Raw genomic sequence first — 19,144 nt, 5'->3', positions numbered from 1 at the left:
GCAGTTGTAGTTTTGCCATTAGTTCCTGTAATTGCTATTAAGGAACTTTCTGGCTTGATCCTATATCCTAACTCAATATCTGTAATAACCTCAATGTTTTTTTCCTTAGCTTTTTCAATAACAGGTACATTAAGAGGAATTCCTGGACTTTTCACTATTAAATCTATATTATCCAAGGGAACATTATTAGTTCCTAAAAAATATTCTACAGGATAAAAGTGAATTTCCTTTATATATTCTTTTAACTCATTCTTGGATTTTAAATCACTAACAGCTATATTAGCTCCTAATTTACTCAATGCCTTTATTGTAGATACTCCACTTACTCCTAATCCCATAATTAGTATATTTTTATCTTTTAAATTCACCTTAGCCACCTGTCTTTCTACTTAATTTAAACCTACAATGCCTAATATACATAATAAAACTGTTATACTCCAAAAAATTGCCACAACCTTTGTCTCTTTCCATCCTTTTTGCTCATAGTGATGATGTAAAGGTGCCATTAATAAAACTCTTCTACCTGTAAGTTTATATGATATAACTTGAATTATTACAGATAGAGCTTCTACAAAATATATACCTCCTACAATTGGAATAATCAATGGTAAATTTAACAGTATAGCTATACCAGACACCGCTCCACCTAGGGCCAAACTTCCTGTATCTCCCATAAACACTTTTGCAGGATAAGCATTATATATAAGAAATCCTAAACATGCCCCTGCTAAAGCAACAGAAAATATTGAAGTACTACTCATTCCCCAACTTGGTGCAACTATCCCAAAGAAGGATAGTACTATTAAAGTAACACCTGAAGCCAATCCATCTAATCCATCTGTTAAATTAACACTATTTACAGTACCAACTACTACAAACACTATGAAAGGTACATAAAATGGTCCTAAATCTAAAAATTTATCAGTAAATGGAACTATTACCTTTGTTCCTAGTACAGATGTATTAGACTGATATATAGCCAATATCACCGCTAAAATTGTCTGACCTAATAGTTTTTGATAAGCTTTCAATCCTAAAGATCTTTTTTTCACAACTTTTATGAAGTCATCAATAAAACCTATTAGACCAAAACCAAAGGTAGACAATAATAAAACGATAATATCTCCATTCACCATTCCCGACGTTAATGTAGTTATTAAAAGTGCTATTAAAATTATTATCCCACCCATAGTAGGTGTTCCACTCTTTTTTAAATGAGTACTAGGTCCATCATCTCTTACATTTTGACCAATATTTAATTTTCTTAATAAAGGTATGAAAATAGGGCCTAATATTATAGTTATAACAAATGAAATTACAATAGTTCTAATTATATCTATATAATCAACCATAAACTTTCTCCTCTCAGCTGTAAACTAGAATAATTATTATATCCCTTTCAAGATATCTAGGACAATTTTTCTTTCATCAAAAGGAATAACCTTATCTTTTATTATAGTATAAGTTTCATGTCCTTTACCGGCCAATAAAATAATGTCTTTTGGCTTTGCATTTTCTAAGGCATATCTAATTGCATCTTTCCTATCTACATAGTATACATAATCACCTTTCACTTTTTCAATTCCTTTTATTACATCTTGAATAATTTTTTCTGGATTTTCATCTCTAGGATTGTCCGATGTAACTATAGATAAATCTGCATGTTTTGCAACAGTTTCTCCCATTATTGGTCTCTTAGTTTTATCCCTATTTCCCCCTGCTCCAAAAACTACAACCTTCCTGCCCTCTGCAAATTTATCAATAGCAGTTAAAGTTTTTTCTAAACTATCTGCAGTATGAGCAAAATCAATTATTACAGCAAAGTCCCTATTTGTAGGAACTATTTCAAATCTTCCTTTCACACCTTTAACCTTCTCTAAACCTGCTTTTATAGTTTTTAAATCTATAGAATAAGCAAAACCACAAGAAGCAGCTGCTAAAGCATTATAAACACTAAATTCCCCTGGAATATTTAGTTCTATATTTATTGAATCTTTAGGAGTATTTAATTTAAAACTTACTCCTGTAGAATTATATACAATATCCGTAGCAAAAATATCTGCTTCATTTGTAATTCCATATGTAATAATATTAGCTTTTTCCTTAGAAACTTTTTCAATTATAAATTTTCCATAAGTGTCATCAATATTTATAATATTTACATCTTTAGTCATATAAAATAGTTTAAGCTTAGAGTTAAAATATTCATCCATAGTATTATGGTAATCCAAATGTTCTTCAGTTAAATTTGTAAATACTCCAATATTAAAGTCAGTATTCTCTACTCTTTTCATATCTAATGAATGGGACGATACCTCCATTATACAAATATCTGTATTAACCCTAGCCATTTCATAGAAATTTTTCTGAAGTGCTAAGGATTCAGGGGTTGTATTCTCAGTTTCGTAAAGTTTCCCATTAATAATATTTCCGTTTGTACCTATAACCCCTGCCTTCTTATTATTTTCTTCAAATATACTTCTAATTAAATAGGTAATTGTAGTTTTACCATTTGTACCAGTAACACCAATAACCTCCATTTTTTTTGAGGGTTCCCCTAAGAACACCGAAGAAAGTTCTGCCAGTGCTATTCTTGTGTCTTCTACCTTTATTATAGTAATATCTTCTTTTAAAGTTACGTCTTTTTCAACAATTACGGCCTTAGCTCCCTTATAACCTACTTCATTTAAAAAATCATGTCCATCCACATTAAAACCTTCAATAGCAACAAATAAATCACCAGGTTTTATTTCTCTGGAATCATGATTTATACCTGTAATTTCTAAATCCAATGAACCTATAATTTTCTTTACATCGATATTTTTTATAAGATTTTTCAATTTCATAAATTACATCGCCTCCGATTTATAGCATATAAAATAAACAAGTAAAAGGCAACTAGAAAAGTCGCCCTTTTTCAGCTTTAATAGATCCATTTATCCTTCTAAATATTTTATATTAATATTTTCATCTTATAAAGTTTGGGCACAATAACTTTTTTATTAATTGCTTATTCTTCTAGGTATAAATCCACAGTAGATCCTTTTGTCACCTCTGTTCCTGGCTTTGGAAATTGATCAATTACAACTGAGTCTTCTTCAACATCAAGAGGCTCTGTATTATATCTAAAACCTAGTTCTGATAATATTTCTCCTGCCTCAATTATGGTTTTATCCCTTACATCAGGAACTTTCTCTGAATTAACAAGTTCTGTTTTTTCCTCTTCTGTATACTTTGGTTCTACATCTAAATATTTTAAAGTCTGTTCTATTACATCTCCTGCTACAGGAGCAGCAGTTAGTCCACCTGAATGAGAACCAACTTTTGGCTCATCTACAACAACTAAAACAACTATTCTAGGATCATCTGCTGGTGCTACTGCTAAAAACGATGATATATATTTTCCCTGTGCATATCTTCCATCTACTACTTTTTGAGCAGTACCAGTCTTACCACCTATTCTGTATCCCGGTACATAGCCCCTATTCCCTGTACCATCAGACACAGCAGTTTCTAGCATTTCTAATAAATCTTTGGAAGTTTCTTCAGAGATAACCTTCCTTTTTACTTCAGGCTTAAATTCTTGTACAGTTTTACCATCTGCATCTACTAATTCTTTTACTAACCTAGGTTCTATTAAATCTCCACCGTTGCTAACAGCAGTCATTGCTGTAGCAAGTTGGATTGGTGTCACAGCAATTCCATGTCCATAAGATATTGTAGCAAGATGTACTTCCTTCATAGCGCTAGGATCCCCCGAAATTATACCTGCTTGTTCTCCGGTTAAATCTATTCCCGTATTTTCCCCAAAACCAAATGCTTTAATATATTTATGCATTTTTTCTTTTCCTATTTTTCTTGCCACATTTACAAATACAACGTTACAAGAGTTTTGGACACCTTCTGTAAAGGTTTGGTCACCGTGTGGATTATAATATCTCCAACACTTCAACTTTTCTCCAGGTATATCTGTAATATATCCACCACAGTAAAAGTTACTTTCTGGAGTAACTATATTTTCTTCTAAACCTGCTGCAGCAGTTATAATCTTAAAAGTAGAACCTGGTTCATATGCATCATTTATAGTGAAATTCCTCCATATATCATACCATTCTTTTTCAATTTCTTCTTGGGACAATTTCTTCCATTTTGCCGCCATTTTCTCATCTAAGGGTTCTCTAGGCTTATTGGGGTCGTAATCAGGCTTAGTAGCAATCCCTAACAAATCCCCATTATTAGGATCCATTACAATTACTGATACATTCTTAGCAGAATTGGCAACTAAAGCTTCTTGAGCCGCTTTTTCTGCAAAATGCTGAATATTTTCATCTAAAGTTAAAACTACACTTAGTCCATCTTTAGCTTCTAAAACTTTTTCCCCTCCATAAGGTAATTGTCTACCTCCTGCATCAGTAGTTTTTACCCACTTCCCAGAAGTCCCAGATAGGTACTTATCATAGGTCTTTTCTATGCCATACAAACCATTGTTATCTACATCTGTAAAACCTAATATATGACTTGCAAACTTTTCATAGGGATAATGTCTTTTATTATCATCCACTATCTGTATGCCTGGCAATTTTGCTTTCCTTAATGCACTTGCCTCATCCTTACTTATCCATTGTTTTATCTTACTTACCCTTTGTTTTTTTGTAATATGTTCGTAAACTACTTCTTCATCCATATTAAGAATTTCCGCAACTTTTTGGGCTGTCTCTTTTTCTTTATTCTTATCTATTTCCGCTGGGTTACACCATGCAGTATAAGAACTAACACTTACAGCTAATTTCTTCCCATTTCTATCGTAAATTATTCCTCTTTTAGGCTTTATCTCAATTCCAGTAGTCCATTGTTCAAGTGCTCCTTTTTTCAATTCTTCACCTTTAACTATCTGTAAATATCCAATTCTCAATATTAATGCAAATACAACTATAGAAACTCCAAAAAATATTACCACTAATCTTTTTTTTGTGCTATTACTAGGTGAAGCCATACCTCTTAACCCCCTAGAAAAATTTTAATACTTTATCTACTACATTTTTTAAATATTTAGCTACATCAAATTCTTTATTTTCTGCTACCTTATTTTCAAAGATATCATCCTTTACATCCACATTTACAATTTGGTCTTCTGTTGGATAATTCATTCCCAATTTTAATTTAGCATCTTTTTCAATTTTGGCAACAGCTTTTAATCCATCTAATTCTGTTTTTAAATCTTCTTTTTCTCTATTTAATTCTTCTACTTCAGTTTCTAAATTAGATACTTCATAACTTAATCCAGTTATCTTTGTATACCTATTTAAAATAAAGACACATACTAAAAACATTAGGCCAATAGTCTTCAAAAACCTAAGTTTTTCTTTAGACTTCTTCTTATTAATTTCCTTTTTCCTATTTTTCTTATCTTTCAACACCTTGTTATTTGTTAACTGTTTTTCTTCATTATAGTATTCTCTATAATCTTTAACTTCTTTTTTAGCTACTATCACTTTATTCACAACCCCCTTTGTTTAGAACTTTAAACTTTTTCAGCAATTCTAAGTTTTGCACTTCTTGATCTAGGATTGTTTTCTAATTCTTCTTTCCTTGGTATAATTGGTTTTTTTGTAATTATATTTATTTCTTTTTTCTTATCACAAATACATATAGGAAAATCTGGTGGACATATGCATTCTTTATTTAATTCTTTAAAAACATTTTTAACTATTCTATCTTCTAAAGAATGAAAATCAATTATACATATCCTTCCACCCCTTTTTAACAATCTTGCCATTTTAGGAAGTACTTCTTTTATTATTTCTAACTCCTTATTCACTTCTACTCTTATTCCTTGGAAGGTTTTTCTTGCCGGGTGTTGCCCATCATTTCTAGCCCCTTTAGGAATGGCCTTTTTTATAACTGTTACTAATTCCATAGTAGTGTCTATAGTTTTTATCTTCCTTTCTTCTACTATAAATTTAGCTATTCTACTAGCCCATTTTTCCTCGCCATAATCCCAAAGAATCTTTTCAAGCTTTTTGTCATCATATTCATTTACCACATTCCATGCAGTAAAATCTTCTTCCCTATTCATTCTCATATCTAAGGGTGCATCTTGATGAAATGAGAAACCTCTTTCCCCTTCATCAAGCTGATGGGAAGATACACCTAAATCTAGCAATATACCATCTACTTTTTCTATATTTAGCTTATTAAGTATTTCCTCTATATTTAAATAATTGTCGTGTACAATAGTAATTTTATCCTTATAGCCTTTTAATCTTTCTTTTGCCCCTTTTATAGCATTCATATCTTGATCTATTCCAATTAATCTACCTTCATTAAGTCTTTTAACTATTTCAAAAGAATGGCCACCACCACCTAAAGTACCATCTACATAAATCCCATCTTCTTTTATAATTAAACCTTCTATTACTTCTTCAACCATAATTGATTTATGAAAATATTCCAATATATATCTCACTCCTATTTATATTCCTAACTCTGCCATTTTCTCTGCAATATTATCGTAACTTAAACTGTCATCATCATTATAACTATTCCATTCCTCTTTACTCCATATTTCAATTCTAGTAGAAACACCAATAATAACAGCATCCTTAACTAGTTTTGAGTGTTTCCTCAAATTTGATGGTAATAATACCCTTCCTTGTTTATCTAATGTACATTCTGTAGCACCGGAGAAAAAGAACCTTACAAAAGCTCTAGCATCCCTGTTGGTCATTGGCAACCCTTTTAACTTTTCCTCAAGTATTTTCCATTCACTATTCGGATATACAAAAAGGCAATTATCTAATCCTTTAGTAATAATAAAGTTGTCTCCTAAATCTTCCCTAAGTTTAGAAGGTATTATAATTCTGCCTTTATTGTCTAATGTGTGTTGATATTCTCCAATGAACATACTGCTCACTCCACCTTTGGATATTTATTACCCACTTCACACCACATTATACCACATTTATATATTTCTATATTGAACTTAAAAATCCTTCTAAAGATATAATATATTTTAATTTTTTTATAGGACGAAAGTCCTAGTTTTACATTTTTCAACCTTTTATTCTCTTTTTCCCCATAATTCTCTATTTTTCTACATAAAAAAACAGAGAATTAATCTCTGTTTAAAAAGAAATGCTATAAAATCATATTATTTACATCTACATTTTTCCTTTAGTAGCAATATTTAAAATTAAGCCTTTTTTCTTCTTTTTTGAAATATATAAATAGCTATTATTATACTTATAAGACTAACTACTTGAGCAATCCTTAAAGAACCTATCATTAAACTATCCGTTCTCAAACCTTCAATAAAGAACCTACCTATAGAATATAGTATAATATACAATAATAAAATCTCGCCAGACTCTTTGCTTTTATTTTTTCTAAACCATATCAAATAAAAAAATACAATAAAGTCCCATATTGATTCATATAAAAATGTAGGATGGACTTTTTGACCATTAATAATTATACCCCAAGGTAAATCTGTTGGTGTGCCATAAGCCTCTTGATTTATATAATTCCCCCATCTTCCTATAGCTTGACCAAGTATTAAACTAGGAGAAGTTATATCTCCTATAGTCCAAAATTCTAAATTTCTTTTCCGGGCAAATATAATGGCTACTAAAATCCCTGTAAATACAGCACCATGTATAGCTAAACCCCCACCCCTAAAGTGGAATATTTCTATTAGATTATCTTTATAATAGTCCCATGAAAATGCAACATAATATAATCTAGCTCCTAATATAGATAAAGGTATAGCATATAATAATAAGTCTATTAAATCCTCTTCATCAAACTTTAATCTTCTTGCCTCTCTAAAAGCTAAGACTGCACCTATTAATACTCCTGTAGAAATCAATATTCCATACCACATTACTTTTACACCAAATAATTCAAAAGCTACAGGATCCATTCTTATCACCTTCTCTTAAGTAGTTTTCTGATAATCTTATTCCATAGGCTTTATTACCGATAATGTATAATTATCTTTAGTTAAATGGCTTTGAAATCTATTAATAATTTCATTGTACTCAATTTTACTCATTGTATCTAAATAATTTAGAAGCATAAAATCCTTCATATAAAAATGAATAAAACTATTAGCAATAAAATCTGTGCTATTTAATCCCATTAAAAAATAACCTATATTTTTATTTTTTATTCTTTGGAAAGCATCTTCAGTTAATCCTTTCTGTTTTCTTTTCTTTATATATGTTAGTAATAAGTCTAAGACCTTTTCGGGATCTTTAGACATACCTGCCATCATTGTATGACCATAATTTTTGCTTCCGGTGTAGTAAGACCCAAAACTTTCATCAATAAGTCCATCCCCATATAATTTTTGATAAAACTCTGTGCTTTCTCCAAATAGCATTTCTAACATAATATTAGTTAAAATTTCTTTCTTTATTAGTTCTTCACCTTTTACACCTATATTATCATCTTTAAATCCTATTGTAAAAAGTGGTGCAGAGGTAACTAGTTTTTCTTCTATATACTTTTCTCTAATAAACTTAGGCTCATCTGGATAAATTCTAACTATATTGTTATCTCCCTCTATAGAATTTTCTTTTTCAGTATTATTTACTACTTCCATTATTTTGTCAAAAGATAAATCTCCAACTATAATTAAAACCATATTACTAGGATGATAAAATGTATTATAAGATTTATAAAGTAAATCTTTATCTATTCCTTGAATACTATCAACAGTTCCAGCTATATCTATTTTAATTGGATGGTCAACATACATACCATTTAAGCAATTAAAATATACTTTCCATTGAGGACTGTCTTCATACATCCTTATTTCCTGTTCAATAATTCCTTTTTCCTTTTCCACATTCTCATCAGTAAAATAGGGATTTTGTACAAAATTTATAAGTAATTTTAAACTTTCATAAAAATTATCTGTAGTTGAAAATAAATAAGCCGTTTGGTCTGAACTAGTATAAGCATTTACATTGGCCCCTAGTTTAGAAAACTTATCAAAAATATTGATTTCCGGTTCTTCAAAAAGTTTATGTTCTAAAAAATGTGCTATCCCCTCTGGTACCTCTAATAATTCTGTTGCTCCCCTTGGCATAAATTTATTATCATTGGAACCATAATTAGTGGCAAAAATAGCATGCCTTTTAACATAACCTTCCTTAGGTATGAAGTAAACTTGCAATCCTTCATTTGTTCTATCAAATAAAATTTTCTCATCTAAATTAGTTTTTTCAATTAATTTTGTCTTCAAGAAAACCCTCCTATCTATTGGTTTTTATTTCTTAAAAAATATATAGTATCTATATTTATTTTATTTGCAGCTTTTACTATCTGATTTTTAGGAGTATTATCTATTTCCTTTATAGTTTCTTCTAAACCCTTATAATCATTAGTTAGATTTTGACTTAAGAAAAATTCTGAAATTAAAAAATTACTATCTACTATAGATTTTATAGAAGAACTTATAGCCTTTTTAGATATATCTATATCTTCTTCTGTAAACATGCCTTCTTTCATCTCATCTAAATTAGCTCTTACTATTTCTATAGTCTTTTCAAAGGTCTTAAAATCTATTCCTGCATCTACTATCATAAGTGATTTAAACTTATATATTTGAGAACCTATGTAATAGGCAAGACTTTCTTTTTCCCGTACATTTATAAAAAGTTTAGAATTTGGACTTCCTCCTAAAATTCCACTGGCTAGCAATAAGCCATTATAAAGTTCATGTTCATAAGGTATACTAGCTCTATAACCTAAAACTAATTTCCCTTGACTAATATCCATATCTTCAAATACCATATTCTTTGTTTGATTAAAATTTGTAATTTTTTCTCTAGGGATTTCTAATATATTAGTTCTCTTAGTTTTGTTATAATCTTTTAATAATTGAATTTCATTTTCCTCAAATTCTCCTACTGCAAAAATTTCTATCTCACTTGTTTCTAGTACTTCCAAATAATGTTTATATAGATTTACATTATCAATACTTTCTAAATCCTCTACATATCCTAATTCATATATACTAAACTTCTCATTTTTGCACATTTCTTCTATACATCTTTCAATAGCATAATTTCGCTTATCATTAATTCTACCCTCTATTTTCCTTTTTAAATTTTCTTTTTCTTGTTTTAAATAGGATTCAGAAAAAGCTTCCTCTTCTAAATAAGGTTGATAAATTATTGATCTAATCATTTTAATTAATTCAACATTTTGTTTTTCATCTTTCACATAATTCCTTTTAGGTCCTTCTATAGAAAAACGTAAAATATGTCTTTCTCCTTTTTTACTTATACCTACACCTAAATTTGAACCATACATATTTTCTAATTTTCTTTCTATTTCTAAGCTATTTGTATATTCCTTTGTACCTCTTCTTAAAACAGAAGGCAATAAAGCATTTTTTGTTGCTTCCTCCCTTACTAAAGGTCTTATAAGATAAACACTTATTAAATTAGATTTAAACTTATCTGTTTTTATAATGTTTAGATTAATACCTTTGTCAATATTTATTCTCTCATTATTTAAAACCATAGCATAACCTCCTTGATAATAACATATTATCATAGTTCCTATATTTTAGGTTGCATAAAATATAGGTCTTAACTATTATATGAAAAAACCTAGCCTTAAGACCAGGTTTAATGTCTTTACTTAGCATTTGTTTTTTGAAATATTTTATTTAGCTGACTTGTATAACTTTTAATATCTTCTCCTCTCATTAAGCCTTGAATAATTTCTTCAATTTCATCAAATACATTTTCATCTTCAGAAATTAAAACCTTATTGATGTTGTCATCATTTTCTAACACTAATCTTTCTATTGATTCGCTTAAATCTTTAGTTAAACCAGTATCATTTTCCTCATAAAATGTAACAACTATAAGAGCTGAATCCTGAAAAACTATAGACGTTGCATTTTCGATTCCTATTAAATCTACAACTAAATCTGAAATATCCTCCGATCTATCTAACACCTCTAAAGTTTCCTTATCTTGTTTTTCAATACTTACATCCTTATTTTCTTTATTCTCTACTTTATCATATTTACAGCCAGAAAATAATAAGGTTATTATTATTAAAGCTATGAAACAAAGAATATTTTTCTTTTTACTCATTATTTATGCCTCCTATAAAATTAATCTTTTGTCTATAGTTTTTCTGAAATTAGATTTTTTATTACATAAAATAAAAAAAAGGCATTTTAATGCCTTATCCAAAAACTCCTGTTAAATAATCCTTAGTTCTATTATCTCTAGGATGCTCAAACATATTCTTAGTTTCCCTATGCTCTATTAAACTTCCCAAAAGGAAAAAAGCTGTATAATCTGATATTCTCATAGCCTGTTGCATAGAATGGGTAACTATAATTACGGTATAATTTTCCTTTAAATCAGTTATTAATTCTTCAATTTTTAAAGTGGCAATAGGATCCAAAGCAGAAGTAGGTTCATCCATAAGGATTACATCTGGCTCTACTGCTAAGGCTCTTGCAATACATAACCTTTGTTGTTGACCTCCTGATAAGCTTAATGCATTTTTATCTAATCTGTCTTTTACTTCATCCCATAGGAAAGCTCTTTTTAAACTTTTTTCAACAATCCTATCAAGTTCCCTTTTCTTTTTTATTCCATAGATTTTAGGGCCATAGGATACATTATCATAAATAGTCATAGGAAAGGGATTTGGTTTTTGAAACACCATTCCTACTTTTCTTCTCAATACCATTGGATTAAATTCTTCATATATATTTAATCCATCTAACATTATTTCCCCCTCTATTTTGGCACTGGGAACTAAATCGTTCAATCTATTCATAATCCTTAAAAAACTAGTTTTCCCACAACCAGATGGTCCAATTAAAGCAGTTACTTTATTCTCTTTAAAGGCTATATCAATATTATTTAAAACTTTCACATTATCATAAAATAAGTTTAACCCATTTACAACTATTTTATTTTCCATAATTAATCATCTCCTAATCTATATTTAACTTATTATCTAATTTCTTTGCCAATTTATTAGTCAATATATTAATAATCAATATAAATACTATTAATATGGAAGCAGTTAAATAAGCTTCTTCAAAAGAAATCCCTTCTTTTGCAAGAATATAAAGATGAACTGACAAAGTCCTACCAGAATCTAAAATGCTATTAGCTAATCTAGGCACCATTCCTGCAGTAAGATAAATTGCTGCAGTTTCACCTACAATTCTCCCAATAGCCAATACAATAGAAATAAATATACCAGATAATGCACTAGGTAGAACTACTTTCATTATAGTCTCAAATTTTGAGGCACCTAAGGCATAACTACCTTCTCTAAATGTATCAGGTACAGATTTTAAAGCTTCTTCCGTTGTAGTAATTATAATGGGCAATATCATTAAACCTAATGTAAAAGCACCAGAAAGTATAGACCATTTAAAATTTAACCCTATAACAAATACAATCATTCCAAAAAGTCCAAATATTATAGATGGAATTCCCGATAAACTTTGAATAGCAAATCTAATAAAGTCTACAATTTTACTATCTTTTGCATATTCATTTAAATATATAGCTGAGGATATTCCAATTGGCGCAGATATGATTATAGATAAAAATACTAAAAAGAAAGTATTGCCAATAGACGATAATATAATTTTAAAATCTATAGTTTTAAAAATCCCATTATTGAAAATTCCCTTATAAAAAATATGCAAAATAATCCACAATGTTATGCCGAATGTTATAAAAGCAGATAAATATATTAACCCTTTTAAAATACATTCTTTTATTCTTTTACCTTTCATCTAGAACCACCTACTTTTTTATTAAAAAGAAATAATAGTCCATTTAATAATAATATAAATATAAACAATACGGCTCCTGTAGCAAATAAAGCTTCTTGGTGCAACCCATGGGCATAACCCATTTCTATGGCTATATTGGCTGTTAAGCTTCTAAGTCTATCTAGTGCAGAGCTAGGAATTAGGGGAGTATTCCCAGAAACTAATATGACTGCCATGGTTTCACCTATAGCCCTACCTAGTCCTAATACAATAGAAGCTAAAATCCCAGACTTAGCAGAGGGTAATACTACCTTAAATATTGCATCTATATGGGATGACCCTAAAGCATAAGAACCCTCCTTATATTCTTTAGGCACAGACCTAATAGCTGACTCGGATAAACTTACTATTGTAGGTAATATCATAATTCCAAGTATTATAGATGTTGCCAATAGACTATTACCTCCACCACCAAAATATTTATCTATTAAAGGTACTATAGTAACTAATCCAAAAAAACCATAAACTACAGAAGGGATACCAGCTAATAACTCTACTCCTATTTTAAGAGTGTTTGAAACCTTTTCAGATGAGATTTCAGCAATAAAAATAGCCGTTAATATACCTATTGAAACACCTATTGCTAAGGCACCAAAGGTTATATATATAGAACCTACAATCATTGGTAATATCCCAAACTCTCCATTTTTAGGATGCCACCTTCTACCTAGTAAAAACTCTTTAATTCCTATTTCCTTAACACCTGGAATTCCTTTTATTAATACAAATATAGTTATACTGAATATTCCAATTAAAGCTACTAGGCTACACATTAGAAAAACTTTTTCCATTACCTTTTCTTTATAGTGTTTTTTATTATCCATTATCATCTCTCCTATAGTCCCTTTCTATCTTGCATTTCTATTAAACCCTATAGGAAAATCCCATAGAGTTTAATTATTACTTAACTGTTATTTGATTTTCACCAACTATTTTTTGTCCTTCATCACTTAAAACAAATTCTATAAACTTATTAACCAGTTCATTTTTATCATCCTTTGTTAACATTAGAAAAGGTCTTGATATTTTATATTCTTCACTTTTAATATTTTCAACAGTCGGTTCTATTCCACCAATACTTAATCCTTTAACAGTATCATCTAAATAAGATAGAGATATATATCCAATTGAATTTTCCTTTCCAGCCACATTAGCTAATACAGCCCCATTACCTTCTGCTATTAAAGCGTCTTCCCTTACAAGACTCTTTTTGTTTCCTTCATCATCTTTTTCTTCCAAACCTGTTATTTCTTCAAAAGCTCCCCTTGTACCAGAACCTTCTTCCCTAGAGACTACAAGTATTTCTTCATCTTCTCCTCCTACTTCTCTCCAGTTTGTAATTTCCCCTGAAAATATACCCTTTACAGAGTCCATATCTAAATCTTTAGCGGAGTTCTTTGGATTTACGGCTACTACTATTCCATCATAGGCAATAATATGTTCATTAATATTTTCATTCTTTTCATCTTGTTCTAAATTTCTAGAGGACATTCCTATATCAGCAGTTCCATCAATTGTAGAATTTATACCTGCTGTTGAACCTACTCCTTGCACATCTACTGTAATTTCTGGATTTAATTTAGAAAACTCTTTTCCTAACTCTTCAGCTACTACAGATACAGAAGTAGAACCAACTATATTAATGGTCTCTCCCTTCTTTCCACAACCAATAACTAATAACCCAATTGATATTATTAAAGTAATTAAAAATAAACCTTTTTTATTCATTCTCATTCTCCTCTCTATTGATTTCAACTTAATGATATCTCAGTATTGTTAAACTGAAGTTAAGTAAAGGTTAAATCCATGTAAACTTTTAAAATATAAAAAATACCTATATTGTTGCCTATATTGTTGATTAAGTAGTTTTATTGATATATAATTGTTCTGTGATAAAAACTAGTAATAATTGTCGAAAGGAAGATTTTAAATGAAACTAGGTATAGTAGGACTACCAAATGTAGGAAAAAGCACATTATTTAATGCCTTAACGGCTTCTGGTGCGGAAGCGGAGAACTATCCATTTTGTACTATTGAGCCAAATGTAGGCGTTGTTCCAGTTCCTGATGAAAGGCTTAATATGATCTTGAATATAATAGATTCTCAAAGAATATTGCCAGCTAGTATAGAGTTTTTCGATATAGCTGGTTTAGTTAAGGGTGCCAGTGACGGGGAAGGTTTAGGGAATAAATTTCTATCCCATATTAGAGAAGTTGAGGCTATTGTTCATGTAGTAAGAGCTTTTGAAAATGAAAATATAACCCATGTAGAAGGTAAAATTGATCCAATAAACGATATAGAAATTATTAATCTAGAGCTTGCCTTAGCAGATTTAGATATAGTTGGAAAAAGGTTAGAAAAAGTAGAAAGACTTGTTAAAGGTGATAAGGAATATAAAAAAGAACTAGTATTATTACAAAAAATAAAAGAAGCAATTGAAAATGAAGAGTCCTTAAGAAATATGGACTTCGATAAAAATGAAATGAATATATTGAAATCATTAAACCTTTTATCCTTAAAACCAATACTATATGTGTGTAATGTATCTGAAAAAGATTTAGCTGAAGGAATTGAGGATAATCCTTATGTTAAGCAAGTAAAAAAATATGCTAAAAAGGAAGAATCTAAAGTTATAGCAGTATCAGCCAAAATTGAAGCAGAAATTTCTCAACTAAATGATGATGAAAAAGAAATTTTTCTTGAAGAGCTTGGCTTAAAAGAATCTGGATTAGATCAATTAATTAAAGCTAGCTATGATCTACTTGGTCTTATGAGTTTCATAACTGCAGGTCCTAAAGAAATAAGAGCTTGGACTATAAAGAAAGGTACTAAAGCCCCTCAAGCAGCCGGTAAAATTCATACAGATATAGAAAGGGGATTTATCCGTGCAGAGGTTATAAATTATAAAGATTTAATAAATGCAGGTGGAGAAACAAAAGCAAAAGAAAAAGGTCTAGTTCGCCTAGAAGGAAAAGATTATATAGTCCAAGATGGAGATGTGGTGTTATTTAGATTTAATGTGTAAAACAAGTGGCCAATGGCCACTTATTTTTTATCCTACGGATTAAGTACTTGCATTTTTATTTCTTGGTTTTCCATATTATATGTCAATTTATCTAGATTATTATTTATGTCATCAGTTGAACATTAAATCCCTATTAGGTTTACATATGCCCTATGTTTTCTTTTGTTCTTTTATGTAGCTTATAGAACTCATTAGAAATCCATCAGTTTCGTAGGCTGGGTCGGATGGAAAATAAGGTTTTCTTACTATTTTTCATAATTTTAGATAAAGATTTAGAGAAGATTTAATCTATCTCTATCTTCTCTAAGGCTGTTGTTTATCATGTTTAGTAACATTTAATGTTTTTTAGAATTCTTAAGATTTATACATATCATTAGTTTGACACGAGGGGTTATACTTAATGGTAAGTTATTTGCTGATTTGAAAATACTAAGATGTCAAACAAAATTGTTCATCGCAAGTAGTTTAATATAATTTCTATTCATCTAGAACGTGTTTAATTTTTGACCCATCCTCGGTTATATAGAATCCATCAATTATTTCGTTTATACCTCCGCCAAAGGACCAATTGTTAGCTTCGATAAAGTCAATAAATTTGTGCCAAAACTCATCTTCTGATAATTCCATTGGAACTTCTACACAACCTTGAATTTCAAATTCTTTTCTCATCGCATATTCTCCTATTCCATTCATTCCAAAATGCTATATATCCATCTCTTTCAAATTCATCCTCTGGTAAAATTTTATTTGAAGACTTTTTATAGTAATCTTCTACCATATATACAAAACGTAAAACTTCCTCCTTATACTGAAGGTATAAATATATACAGTATTTTCATTCTCTGTAATTATCTTTACCATACTATTTTCATGAATGACAGTCCAATCAATACCATCATCACATCCTATTATATCTACTTCATCTAAGGTTTCATTAGCTATCATGGTATGTCCACAACAAGGCAACATTTGCTCCCCTATTGTAGGAAGATGATCTCTAGATAATGTTCTTAACATTCTAAGAGCTGCAGCACTTACTGTACAGGAATAATCAATTATTTCTTCCCCTATTGTTACTACAATATCTCCATGAAGACATAAATCTTCTGGATCATCATCTTTCCCATCTATCCAGTATAGTTTCTCTACATCTATTTTAAAATTTTTACAATCTACAAATACATCATCATAAAACTCTTTCCATACATCTATTAAATATTCTTTTTTGGGGCCAAATAAGTACAGTCCTCTATCATCATATAGATGGAATATACATCCTGTATCCATGTCTATAATAAATATGGATGAAATTAAATCTAGTTTTCCACTTATATCTGATAAAACTATTTCTTTAAATAATTTTCCTATATCTATCTTTTCTACTTGGTAGATTCTCCTATTGCATGTATAGATATCATCATCCTCAGGAAATTTCTAATCCAATTTATAATTATCATATTGAATTATACCTTTCAAAGTACCTTTCACAAACCTCTTTTCTCTTGTTCTATGGCTACTATATATGTCATCATAAATAATTAATAAACTATTGCTAAATTTCATAGAATTAAATACTTCTATTGCTTTTTCAGTGCATTCTTTTACATAATTCTCGTTTAAACTCCTATCTTCTGAATACTGATATTTCCTGCATAAATCCACGTGTAGCATATATTTATGTCTTAACTGAAATAAAACTTTGTCCTCTGTATTATATTGCTTTAATATATTTATTAATAATTTTTTCGGATTATTTTTAATTTCCATATGATCACCTTTATCAAAAAACCTTTTTATATGTTTATAATATTCTGCTATAATCTTCGTTTACTACTTCTTTCCATGAACCTGGAAAATTCTCATATATAGCTTTTATCTCATGTAATTCCTTCTTATATCTATCTATTACTATCAACTCCTATTTACCATATTATTAGAAATTATCTAAATAATACGGTAGTCTTTCCTCTATACCACATCCATCTAACGAAAACCAAGTTATCTCATTAATTATTTCACATAAACTTTTACCATGGAATACCTTGGCATTTAGAAGATCTTCTAATTTATCGTAGTCATATGCCTCTGACCCATCGGGTATTAATCCAAACCAGTATACTTCTTTACTATAAGTATCTGGCATTTTCCCAAGCCAACAATCTTCATACTCTGGGTCATTATCTATGCAAAAATTCATTTCAATACATGAACTATATTTTACTACATTACTATTTAGCACTTTTATTAAATCCTGTAATTTTATCTTTTCCAATTATCTCATCCATTACAATCTCTTATTTAATTCTATTAATACACAAAGTGCATTGTCAAAGATTTCTATAAAGCAAATAAGTCCAAAGATTTTCATTAGCATAGGATTGGGGCTATGTGACCCAAATACAAGGATCCCTAACACAGTAACTGATATTAATGTAATGATTAGGAATATAAAATTTAATTTATTGGCCATATCATTCCCCCTCCCAAACAAATACATTATTATGACTTTTATTTCGCTTAAATCTACTAACTTGCACTATTCGTCCGTTTAAGATCTAATTATTTCTATTTTTCACCTTCTAATTTTGATAATAATACATCATATTACAGTAGAGTTGATTCATATATTATTAGATTATTCTCATATACTTTACAACTACCAGTAAATCTTGAACCCTTTCCTTCTTCTAGATCCATTATATAATAAATATCAAAGTAATTTTCTTCCTCATCTTCATACCATCCCGAAGCAATAATGTATCTATCCTTAATAAATTCAAAAAAGCTATATGTCCCCCTATGGCCTTCTTGAAATTTATTATAGCTAAAATCTACATTATAATCACAATTATAATGTCCTTTTATTATTGTAATTATATTATTACCTTTTTCTTCATTGTATTCTTCATAAATCCTACAAGTTTCAGAAAAATTATCATACATTATCCTTCCTTTAATCATGGAGTGATCAATTTCTTTTACTATTATAGGTTCTAAATTATCTTTATCCATTTTTATTATTTTCTCTTTTTGTGTTTTGAAATCCTTATCCCTATAGTAAATATAATTTTCATCACTATAGAAATACCTTATCCATCCATCTAAATCTTTCTTATTTATTATTTTAAAAGGTATATTTTCTTCCCCTGATTTTATACTGTTAATAAATTCATCTACTTTTATAAAATATAAAGCCTCAGAATCTATTTCACTTTTATCTAGTTCCCCATCCAGAGCATATTCATAAAGCTCTTCGTACTCCCAGTCATCCATATATGTTT

Annotated in this window: 22 protein-coding genes; 1 reads left to right on the top strand and 21 read right to left on the bottom strand. The window is 29.5% G+C overall.

Features of this window, described 5'->3' with window-relative positions; genetic code table 11:
* The 15 genes from murD to VK071_08035 form a co-directional block, all read right to left on the bottom strand.
* A partial coding sequence (murD, locus tag VK071_08105) for a UDP-N-acetylmuramoyl-L-alanine--D-glutamate ligase (GenBank protein ID HLR35271.1) occupies positions 1-368 on the bottom strand: 368 nt, incomplete at its 3' end.
* A gap of 21 nt (positions 369-389) precedes the next feature.
* Positions 390-1,352, bottom strand: a complete 963-nt coding sequence (gene mraY / locus VK071_08100; GenBank protein HLR35270.1) for a phospho-N-acetylmuramoyl-pentapeptide-transferase — start codon at positions 1,350-1,352, stop codon at positions 390-392.
* A gap of 36 nt (positions 1,353-1,388) precedes the next feature.
* Positions 1,389-2,846: a UDP-N-acetylmuramoyl-L-alanyl-D-glutamate--2,6-diaminopimelate ligase gene (locus VK071_08095; protein ID HLR35269.1), complete on the bottom strand. Its 1,458-nt coding sequence runs from the start codon at positions 2,844-2,846 to the stop codon at positions 1,389-1,391.
* Positions 2,847-3,010: 164 nt separating this feature from the next.
* On the bottom strand, positions 3,011-4,993 hold the full coding sequence (locus VK071_08090; protein ID HLR35268.1) for a penicillin-binding transpeptidase domain-containing protein: 1,983 nt from the start codon (positions 4,991-4,993) through the stop codon (positions 3,011-3,013).
* 13 nt (positions 4,994-5,006) lie between these two features.
* Entirely contained in the window at positions 5,007-5,501 is a 495-nt protein-coding gene (locus VK071_08085) for a septum formation initiator family protein (protein HLR35267.1), read from the bottom strand.
* Between the two features lie 20 nt (positions 5,502-5,521).
* On the bottom strand, positions 5,522-6,454 hold the full coding sequence (gene rsmH, locus VK071_08080) for a 16S rRNA (cytosine(1402)-N(4))-methyltransferase RsmH (GenBank protein ID HLR35266.1): 933 nt from the start codon (positions 6,452-6,454) through the stop codon (positions 5,522-5,524).
* Between the two features lie 18 nt (positions 6,455-6,472).
* The gene (mraZ, locus tag VK071_08075; protein HLR35265.1) at positions 6,473-6,904 is read right to left on the bottom strand and encodes a division/cell wall cluster transcriptional repressor MraZ; all 432 of its coding nucleotides are present in this window, start codon (positions 6,902-6,904) and stop codon (positions 6,473-6,475) included.
* A 288-nt stretch (positions 6,905-7,192) separates the two neighbouring features.
* Positions 7,193-7,921, bottom strand: a complete 729-nt coding sequence (gene lgt / locus VK071_08070; protein HLR35264.1) for a prolipoprotein diacylglyceryl transferase — start codon at positions 7,919-7,921, stop codon at positions 7,193-7,195.
* 36 nt (positions 7,922-7,957) lie between these two features.
* The gene (locus tag VK071_08065; GenBank protein ID HLR35263.1) at positions 7,958-9,250 is read right to left on the bottom strand and encodes a pitrilysin family protein; all 1,293 of its coding nucleotides are present in this window, start codon (positions 9,248-9,250) and stop codon (positions 7,958-7,960) included.
* 14 nt (positions 9,251-9,264) lie between these two features.
* Positions 9,265-10,536, bottom strand: a complete 1,272-nt coding sequence (locus VK071_08060) for a pitrilysin family protein (GenBank protein ID HLR35262.1) — start codon at positions 10,534-10,536, stop codon at positions 9,265-9,267.
* Between the two features lie 116 nt (positions 10,537-10,652).
* A complete protein-coding gene (locus VK071_08055; protein HLR35261.1) occupies positions 10,653-11,120 on the bottom strand; it encodes a YhcN/YlaJ family sporulation lipoprotein in 468 nt (155 codons plus the stop codon).
* 94 nt (positions 11,121-11,214) lie between these two features.
* The gene (gene pstB / locus VK071_08050; protein HLR35260.1) at positions 11,215-11,967 is read right to left on the bottom strand and encodes a phosphate ABC transporter ATP-binding protein PstB; all 753 of its coding nucleotides are present in this window, start codon (positions 11,965-11,967) and stop codon (positions 11,215-11,217) included.
* A 13-nt stretch (positions 11,968-11,980) separates the two neighbouring features.
* Entirely contained in the window at positions 11,981-12,799 is an 819-nt protein-coding gene (gene pstA, locus VK071_08045; GenBank protein ID HLR35259.1) for a phosphate ABC transporter permease PstA, read from the bottom strand.
* Positions 12,796-13,662, bottom strand: coding sequence for a phosphate ABC transporter permease subunit PstC (gene pstC, locus VK071_08040; GenBank protein HLR35258.1), 867 nt, complete (start codon positions 13,660-13,662; stop codon positions 12,796-12,798). Before pstC ends, pstA begins: the two co-directional genes overlap by 4 nt.
* A gap of 76 nt (positions 13,663-13,738) precedes the next feature.
* Complete coding sequence (locus VK071_08035; GenBank protein ID HLR35257.1) at positions 13,739-14,566, bottom strand: phosphate ABC transporter substrate-binding protein; 828 nt, start codon at positions 14,564-14,566, stop codon at positions 13,739-13,741.
* A 202-nt stretch (positions 14,567-14,768) separates the two neighbouring features.
* On the opposite strand from VK071_08035, the gene ychF reads away from it, so the two are divergent.
* Positions 14,769-15,863, top strand: a complete 1,095-nt coding sequence (gene ychF / locus VK071_08030; protein HLR35256.1) for a redox-regulated ATPase YchF — start codon at positions 14,769-14,771, stop codon at positions 15,861-15,863.
* A gap of 477 nt (positions 15,864-16,340) precedes the next feature.
* On the opposite strand, the gene VK071_08025 is transcribed toward ychF, so the two are convergent.
* From VK071_08025 to VK071_08000, 6 genes are all read right to left on the bottom strand, one after another.
* Positions 16,341-16,532, bottom strand: a complete 192-nt coding sequence (locus VK071_08025; protein HLR35255.1) for a hypothetical protein — start codon at positions 16,530-16,532, stop codon at positions 16,341-16,343.
* Positions 16,516-16,641 (bottom strand): hypothetical protein, encoded by a 126-nt coding sequence (locus tag VK071_08020; protein ID HLR35254.1) that lies wholly within the window; start codon positions 16,639-16,641, stop codon positions 16,516-16,518. The genes VK071_08025 and VK071_08020 overlap by 17 nt, the downstream gene beginning before the upstream one ends.
* On the bottom strand, positions 16,635-17,150 hold the full coding sequence (locus VK071_08015; GenBank protein ID HLR35253.1) for a DUF3885 domain-containing protein: 516 nt from the start codon (positions 17,148-17,150) through the stop codon (positions 16,635-16,637). Before VK071_08015 ends, VK071_08020 begins: the two co-directional genes overlap by 7 nt.
* A 147-nt stretch (positions 17,151-17,297) precedes the next feature.
* A complete protein-coding gene (locus VK071_08010) occupies positions 17,298-17,630 on the bottom strand; it encodes a hypothetical protein (GenBank protein HLR35252.1) in 333 nt (110 codons plus the stop codon).
* 166 nt (positions 17,631-17,796) lie between these two features.
* Positions 17,797-18,135 carry a hypothetical protein gene (locus VK071_08005; protein ID HLR35251.1) on the bottom strand — a complete coding sequence of 113 codons (339 nt, stop codon included), beginning with the start codon at positions 18,133-18,135 and terminating at the stop codon, positions 17,797-17,799.
* Between the two features lie 332 nt (positions 18,136-18,467).
* Positions 18,468-19,144: hypothetical protein (locus tag VK071_08000; GenBank protein ID HLR35250.1), on the bottom strand; the 677-nt coding region annotated here is incomplete at its 5' end.

This window comes from Tissierellales bacterium (genome assembly GCA_035301805.1).
Classification (GTDB): domain Bacteria; phylum Bacillota; class Clostridia; order Tissierellales; family DATGTQ01; genus DATGTQ01.
This window is presented reverse-complemented; position numbering and strand designations above follow the sequence as displayed.